General features: G+C 42.6%; 6 protein-coding genes and 1 pseudogene. 5 read left to right on the top strand and 2 right to left on the bottom strand.

The features are described from left to right. Positions 1-229 (bottom strand): annotated as a pseudogene (locus ACEO2X_RS02315) (IS982 family transposase); the annotation flags it as partial. 260 nt (positions 230-489) lie between these two features. On the opposite strand from ACEO2X_RS02315, the gene prpF reads away from it, so the two are divergent. Further along, positions 490-1680, top strand: coding sequence for a 2-methylaconitate cis-trans isomerase PrpF (gene prpF, locus ACEO2X_RS02310; protein WP_180044320.1), 1191 nt, complete (start codon positions 490-492; stop codon positions 1678-1680). Between the two features lie 194 nt (positions 1681-1874). Continuing rightward, a complete protein-coding gene (locus ACEO2X_RS02305; RefSeq protein ID WP_178866902.1) occupies positions 1875-2810 on the top strand; it encodes a polyprenyl synthetase family protein in 936 nt (311 codons plus the stop codon). A gap of 124 nt (positions 2811-2934) precedes the next feature. On the opposite strand, the gene ACEO2X_RS02300 is transcribed toward ACEO2X_RS02305, so the two are convergent. Continuing rightward, positions 2935-3291, bottom strand: coding sequence for a hypothetical protein (locus tag ACEO2X_RS02300; protein ID WP_096901797.1), 357 nt, complete (start codon positions 3289-3291; stop codon positions 2935-2937). A gap of 440 nt (positions 3292-3731) precedes the next feature. On the opposite strand from ACEO2X_RS02300, the gene ndhC reads away from it, so the two are divergent. The 3 genes from ndhC (at position 3732) to nuoC (ending at position 6834) form a co-directional block, all read left to right on the top strand. Beyond that, positions 3732-4277 carry an NADH-quinone oxidoreductase subunit A gene (ndhC, locus tag ACEO2X_RS02295; RefSeq protein ID WP_004975445.1) on the top strand — a complete coding sequence of 182 codons (546 nt, stop codon included), beginning with the start codon at positions 3732-3734 and terminating at the stop codon, positions 4275-4277. A 6-nt stretch (positions 4278-4283) separates the two neighbouring features. Then, the gene (locus ACEO2X_RS02290) at positions 4284-4961 is read left to right on the top strand and encodes an NADH-quinone oxidoreductase subunit B family protein (protein ID WP_004975447.1); all 678 of its coding nucleotides are present in this window, start codon (positions 4284-4286) and stop codon (positions 4959-4961) included. Between the two features lie 85 nt (positions 4962-5046). Beyond that, positions 5047-6834 (top strand): NADH-quinone oxidoreductase subunit C/D, encoded by a 1788-nt coding sequence (gene nuoC, locus ACEO2X_RS02285; RefSeq protein WP_004975450.1) that lies wholly within the window; start codon positions 5047-5049, stop codon positions 6832-6834. Positions 6835-6838: the final 4 nt, after the last annotated feature.

Here is a 6838-nt window from a genome sequence, read left to right as displayed (position 1 = left end):
CTTTAAAGAGTTTGCTTTCAAACTGACAAAGCAAGTTAAAAAACATCTTAAAATTATGTACTTGAGATGTTTTATAGTAGATGGAGATAGCCACAATTTCTGATAAAGATAGCGTTGCTTGTCTGATACGTTGACGTTTGTTTTCTTGCTTGAGAAATTGCCAATAGATGGGTTCAAATTTTTTGAAAAAATCATCAACAATACAAAAAATTTCTGTAAAATCGTACATGGTAGTTAGAGCCTTTGGGTTGTGTCGTAACTTTCTAAATGGCTCTAACTACCTTTTTTTCAAGGGCTTTTCTTATCCGTAATTCGGGTTAATTTTATTTTTGCCTTATAAATCAAGATGACTGGTTAGGGTGAAATTTACCAAATGTTGTTTTTTTATACTTAAGTCAAGACCGCGATACCTTTTGAATAAAAACCGTTATGATGCAAAAGGGTCTTTTTATATGGCCATAACAATCAAAAAACAAGGGAATAAAATTCATGCGTTTTGCACCACAAGTTAAAATTCCAGCAACATATATGCGTGGCGGTACCAGTAAAGGTGTATTTTTTAAACTTGATGATTTACCTGCAGCAGCGCAGCTGCCAGGCAAAATTCGAGATCAAATTTTATTGCGTGTGATTGGCAGTCCAGACCCTTATGCCAAGCAAATTGATGGAATGGGCGGTGCAAGCTCAAGTACCAGTAAAACCGTAATTTTAGCCAAAAGCACTCAACCCGATCACGATGTCGATTATTTGTTTGGGCAAGTTTCGATTGATCAGCCATTTGTCGATTGGAGTGGCAACTGCGGTAACTTAACAGCTGCAGTCGGTGCATTTGCGATCAGCAATGGCTTGGTCGATGCCAGTAAAATTCCAGAAAATGGCATTTGTACTGTACGTATCTGGCAAAAAAATATTGAAAAAACCATTATTGCGCATGTGCCTATGGCGCATGGTCAGGTGCAGGAAACGGGTGATTTTGAGTTGGATGGCGTGACTTTTCCTGCCGCAGAAGTACAAATTGAATTCTTAGACCCTGCCGATGATGGCGAAGAAGGTGGGGCAATGTTCCCAACTGGAAATGTGGTGGATACTTTGCATGTGCCAGATATAGGAACATTCCAAGCGACCTTTATTAATGCGGGTATTCCAACAATTTTCCTAAATGCAGAAGAAATTGGTTATATAGGCACAGAACTGCAAGATGCAATCAATGGTGATGCACAAGCTTTGGCACGTTTTGAAACCATTCGCGCTTATGGTGCTAAACAAATGGGTTTGATTCAGGAAATTGCTGAAGCTGAAAAACGCCAACATACGCCAAAAATTGCCTTTGTTTCTGCGCCAAAAAGTTATGTATCTTCAAGTGGTAAACAAATTCAGGCTGAAGATACCGATTTATTGGTACGTGCATTGTCGATGGGTAAATTACACCATGCCATGATGGGTACAGCAGCAGTCGCGATTGGTACAGCTGCAGCCATTCCGGGAACATTGGTCAACTTGGCTGCGGGCGGGGGAGAGCGTGAAGCAGTGCGCTTTGGACATCCATCAGGTACGCTTCGTGTGGGTGCGCAAGCCGTGCAGGAAAATGGACAATGGCAAGTCAAAAAAGCTGTGATGAGCCGTAGTGCACGTGTATTAATGGAAGGTTGGGTGCGTGTACCTGCGGAAACATTAGAATAAGTTTTGTTTGCAGTGCAAGGCGCAGTGAAGGATAGGATAGACGAAGTGTCATAGACTCTAGTTAACTAAATACAGCCTCTATTTCGATAGGGGCTTTCTTATGGCTGAAATGTTATATCAGTTCAGTTAAGGCTTAAAAAACTTTGAATTACAGGTACAATGCTGCAACACAGGCAGCTTACTGCTTATTAGACATGAACCAACCACTCGAGGCGAATGTGTCATCACTTCACGATTTACAGGCGCATGCATTAACCGCAGCCCAACAACGTATTCAGCAAGACTTGCTTACCGCTTTAGAGGCTTTTGCATTGCCAGAACCGTTAAAGTCTGCCGTGCATCATGCCGTCATGTTGGGTGGAAAACGTGTTCGCCCTGCCTTGTGTTATGCCACCGCAGCATTAAGACCGAATCAAAACTCTGCTGCGGTACGCCGTGCTGCAGTTGCGATTGAGCTGATTCATTGCTATTCATTGGCACATGATGACTTGCCGTGTATGGACAATGACTTGTTGCGTCGTGGGCAACCGACGTGCCATGCAGCGTATGGTGAAGATACAGCATTGTTGGCAGGCGACATTTTACAGTCGATGGCATTTGAAATTTTAGGCAGTCGTTTGTTTGATCAGGCTGTTGCAGTAGATCAAGGCATTGTGCTCAAACAGATGCAAATTTTAGCCACCGCTTCTTCAAAAATGGTCTGTGGTCAGGTTTTAGACTTGCAGTCTGAAGGTAAACAGGTGGATCAGGCGACTTTGGAAAATATCCACCGTAATAAAACAGGGGCGTTAATTTCTGCAGCGGTGATGATGGCAGCTGTGACCGTGTTTGATGGACGAGATAAAGCGATTCCGCAATTGCGTGAATATGCACAGGCGATTGGTTTAGCCTTTCAGGTACAAGACGATATTTTAGATATTATTTCGGATACTGAAGTACTAGGTAAAACTGCAGGGAAAGATGAACAAGTTGAAAAATCGACCTATCCTGCACTCATGGGCTTGGAAAAAGCACAAGCTTATGCACAAGAATTGCACGATCAAGCCTTTGCTGCGTTGGCATATTTTAAAACTGATACCGTCTTAGAGTTACAGCAAATTTCCGAGTTTTTATTGTCACGTAAAAGCTAAATTATTCTAGATGGAGGGCTTTTGGCTCTCAATACTCAAAAGCGAGCAGATGCTCGCTTTTTTGTGCTTTATGAAAGTGTTGGCTGTTTTAAGCAACACACTTTAATGCAGATTCTATACGGCTTTATTCTTGTAGCGTTGCATCAGGTGGTAAAATTGCTTTGCCTTGTTTTAAGCTGTCTAAAGCCTCGCGGTTAAAATCTACCAACAAAGAATTATTTTGTGGATCAATCGCATAACGGCTAATTAATTTTTGATCGCCTTGTAAGGTTTCAAGGCGGTATTCATCTGCAATATTCATAATGCCGTCTAAATTAATGGTGGCAGATGCTTTGTCTTGGCGAAATAACTCGTAAATATCACGCAGGTCAAAAATTGCATTTTGTGCGTCAGGATGTTTTTCAAAATAATTTTGCAAATGACGAATAAATAATTGCGCAAACATAAAGTAATTTGGTTTGTGGGTATAGTCTAAGCTCATGTGTTTACTCCTTATTATTCAAATTTTTAATGCTTACTAGGAATAGCACACTCTGGGTGAAAAATTAAAGAAACTCAGGGGCTAAGTTGCAAAAACTACACAAAATTTTGTGCGGCTTAAACTAAGCTGAAACCTGAAGTTGCGATGATCTCTCTATAAATTTAAAAACTTTGCAACGAACCGCTCAATTGGTGTTTTGGAAAAAATAATCACAACTGACTTATCTATTTGTTAAAGCGATTAAGAGCCCTACGGAGTAGTGGAATTCTAAAATATCAAGTATTTGAATAAAAAATCATCCGAAAGACTAAGACTTATGAACTAGCAAGTGAAATCATAAATCAGGTACAATTGGCGTGATTAATTTTGTGTTTGGTGTATTTGAAGGCCAATACATACATTCTTTGTTAATAAATAGGCCTGCCAGGAGTTATCCCCGCATGAGTGCCATTACTCCATACGAATGGGCAATTATTGCCTTCGTGATCGGCGTTACATTTTTATGCGTCTTTATGCTGACCGTTCCTTTACTCCTTGGGGGTAAATCATGGGGGCGTGCGAAGCAAGAGCAGTTTGAGTCGGGTGTTGTAGGTGCTGGTGGAGCACGTATCCGCTTATCTGCAAAGTTCTATTTGGTTGCAATTTTCTTCGTTGTTTTCGACTTAGAAGCACTTTATCTATACGCATGGGCAGCTTCTGTTCGTGAAGTAGGTTGGGTGGGCTTTGCAACGGCTGCTGTATTTATTTTAGTTTTACTCGTTGGCTTAATTTATGAATTATCAACTGGTGCGCTGAACTGGGCTCCATCTGATAAGCGTAAAGCAGCAGGGATTAAACCTAAAATTGGTTCGCCAAATATGGATCTTGCAGAAATCACACGCTTTAACTCAATTGAAGAATTGGTAACGGACCCTACCGGTCAAATTCCAGCTCAATCCTCTGGTCGTGTAAAAAAATCTGCGACTACCTCATCTGACAAGGAGTAACTCGGGATGAAATATACCTTAACCCGTGCGAATCCCGATGCTGATCAATATCCACTTCAAGAGCGTCAGATCGTAACCGATCCGCTTGAAGAAGAAGTGAATAAAAATGTGTTCATGACTCGTTTAGAGGACTTGGCACATACAGCAGTAAACTGGGGACGTAAGAACTCAGTTTGGCCGTTTAACTTTGGTACATCGTGCTGCTACGTAGAGTATGCAACTACCTTAACAGGTGTGCATGACTTGTCACGTTTTGGTGCAGAAGTTATTCGTGCTTCACCGCGTCAGGCAGACTTGATGATTGTTGCAGGTACGTGTTTTGTGAAAATGGCACCTGTAATTCAACGTTTGTACGAGCAAATGCTTGAGCCTAAGTGGGTAATCTCAATGGGCGCATGTGCAAACTCAGGTGGTATGTACGACATTTATTCAGTTGTGCAAGGTGTGGATAAAATCATTCCTGTGGATGTGTACATTCCGGGTTGCCCACCACGTCCTGAAGCATTAATCCAAGCATTGATGTTATTACAAGACCAAATTCAATTAGAGCGTCGTCCGTTGTCTGCGGTGATTGGTGATGATCTTAAGCCAGTATATAAGCCGAAGATGATGCCAGAACGTGACCGTAAGAATGCGCAGCGTATTGCGGTGAAAAACTTACGCTCTATGGATGAAATTAAATAATTTAAACGTACAAATATTGATGCACCCGACGGGTGTAGTTGTCGTTTAGGTTGACTGAATTTGTATTAAATAGGAAGCCAAGCTAATGGCTGAAACTGACATTGCTATGCCAGAATCAACAGCAGTTGATTCACGCCCAGCATTTGCAATTGTAGAAGAGCTCAAAACCAAATTTGGTGAGAACTTCTATGTGCAAACGACTTTTGAAGATTTTCCAACAGTCTGGGTTGAGCGCGCACGTGTACAAGAAGTTTTAATGTTCTTGCGTACAGTGTCACGTCCATACGTGATGTTGTTCGACTTGTCTGCGGTAGATGAGCGTTTGCGTACTCACCGCGATGGTCTACCTGCGTCTGACTTTACTGTGTTCTATCACTTGTTATCGCTAGAGCGTAACACGGACATTCGTATTAAAGTTGCGTTGAATGAGAGTGATCTCAATATTCCAACAGCAACCAACATTTGGCCAAATGCCAACTGGTACGAGCGTGAAGCTTACGATATGTTTGGTATCAACTTCGAAGGGCATCCAATGCTTCGTCGTATCTTGTTGCCAACATATTGGGAAGGTCATCCGTTACGCAAAGAGTATTCTGCACGTGCAACGGAATATACACCGTATATGCAGAACCAAGCCAAACAAGACTTCGAGCAAGAACACCTTCGCTTTGTGCCTGAAGATTGGGGCTTAAAGCGCGGTAATAAAGACGAAGACTTCATGTTCCTGAACTTGGGTCCTAACCACCCATCTGCGCACGGTGCGTTCCGTGTAATTTTGCAGTTGGATGGTGAAGAAGTGAAAGACTGTGTGCCAGATATCGGCTATCACCACCGTGGTGTGGAAAAGATGGCTGAGCGTCAAACTTGGCATTCATTCATTCCTTATACAGACCGTGTGGACTACTTGGGTGGTTGTGCGCAAAACATGCCGTATGTCATGGGTGTGGAACAACTGGCAGGCATTACTGTGCCAGACCGCGCACAATGTATCCGTGTCATGATGTCGGAATTGTTCCGTATCAATAACCACTTATTGTTCATTGGTACTGCAATTCAGGATGCGGGCGGTATGACCCCTGTATTCTATATGTTCGCAGACCGTCAAAAAATCTACGATGCGATTGAAGCTATTACCGGTTACCGTATGCACCCAGCATGGTTCCGTATCGGTGGTACCGCACACGACTTACCAAACAACTGGCAACACCTGATTCGTGAAATCTTAGAGTGGATGCCAAAACGTATGAACGAATACTACACTGCGGCATTACGCAACTCGGTATTCATGGGTCGTACGCAAGGCGTAGCGCAGTATGATGCGAAATCTGCCTTGGCTTGGGGTGTGACAGGTACTGGTTTACGTGCAACAGGTATCGACTTTGACGTGCGTAAATACCGTCCATACAGTGGTTATGAAAACTATGACTTCGAAGTACCTGTAGAGTACGAAGGCGATGCTTACGCACGTGTACTGGTTCACTTCCGTGAAATCGAAGAGTCATTGAAAATCATCAAACAATGTCTAGATAACATGCCATCTGGTCCATATAAAGCAGACCATCCATTGGCTGTTCCACCACCAAAAGACAAGACATTACAAGATATTGAAACCCTGATTACGCACTTCTTAAGCGTGTCTTGGGGTCCTGTAATGCCTGCTGGTGAAGCATCTGTAATGGCAGAAGTGGTGAAAGGTGCATCGAACTACTACTTGACTTCAGATAAGTCAACGATGAGTTACCGTACCCGTATTCGTACACCAACTTTCACGCATTTACAGCAAATGCCTTCTGTGATTAACGGCAGTCTGGTATCTGACTTAATCATTTATTTAGCGACCATTGACGTCGTAATGGCAGACGTGGATCGCTAAGGGG

The sequence above is a fragment of the Acinetobacter sp. AL9 genome (assembly GCF_041464035.1).
GTDB classification, from domain to species: domain Bacteria; phylum Pseudomonadota; class Gammaproteobacteria; order Pseudomonadales; family Moraxellaceae; genus Acinetobacter; species Acinetobacter towneri.
The sequence above is the reverse complement of the archived record's forward strand: the minus strand, read 5'-3'. Positions and strand labels throughout refer to the sequence as shown.

Coding starts and splice junctions, on each gene's coding strand:
- ndhC (WP_004975445.1), top strand. CDS start 3,732: ATGAGTGCCATTACTCCATACGAATGGGCAATTATTGCCTTCGTGATC.
- prpF (WP_180044320.1), top strand. CDS start 490: ATGCGTTTTGCACCACAAGTTAAAATTCCAGCAACATATATGCGTGGC.
- ACEO2X_RS02300 (WP_096901797.1), bottom strand. CDS start 3,291: ATGAGCTTAGACTATACCCACAAACCAAATTACTTTATGTTTGCGCAA.
- ACEO2X_RS02290 (WP_004975447.1), top strand. CDS start 4,284: ATGAAATATACCTTAACCCGTGCGAATCCCGATGCTGATCAATATCCA.
- ACEO2X_RS02305 (WP_178866902.1), top strand. CDS start 1,875: ATGAACCAACCACTCGAGGCGAATGTGTCATCACTTCACGATTTACAG.
- nuoC (WP_004975450.1), top strand. CDS start 5,047: ATGGCTGAAACTGACATTGCTATGCCAGAATCAACAGCAGTTGATTCA.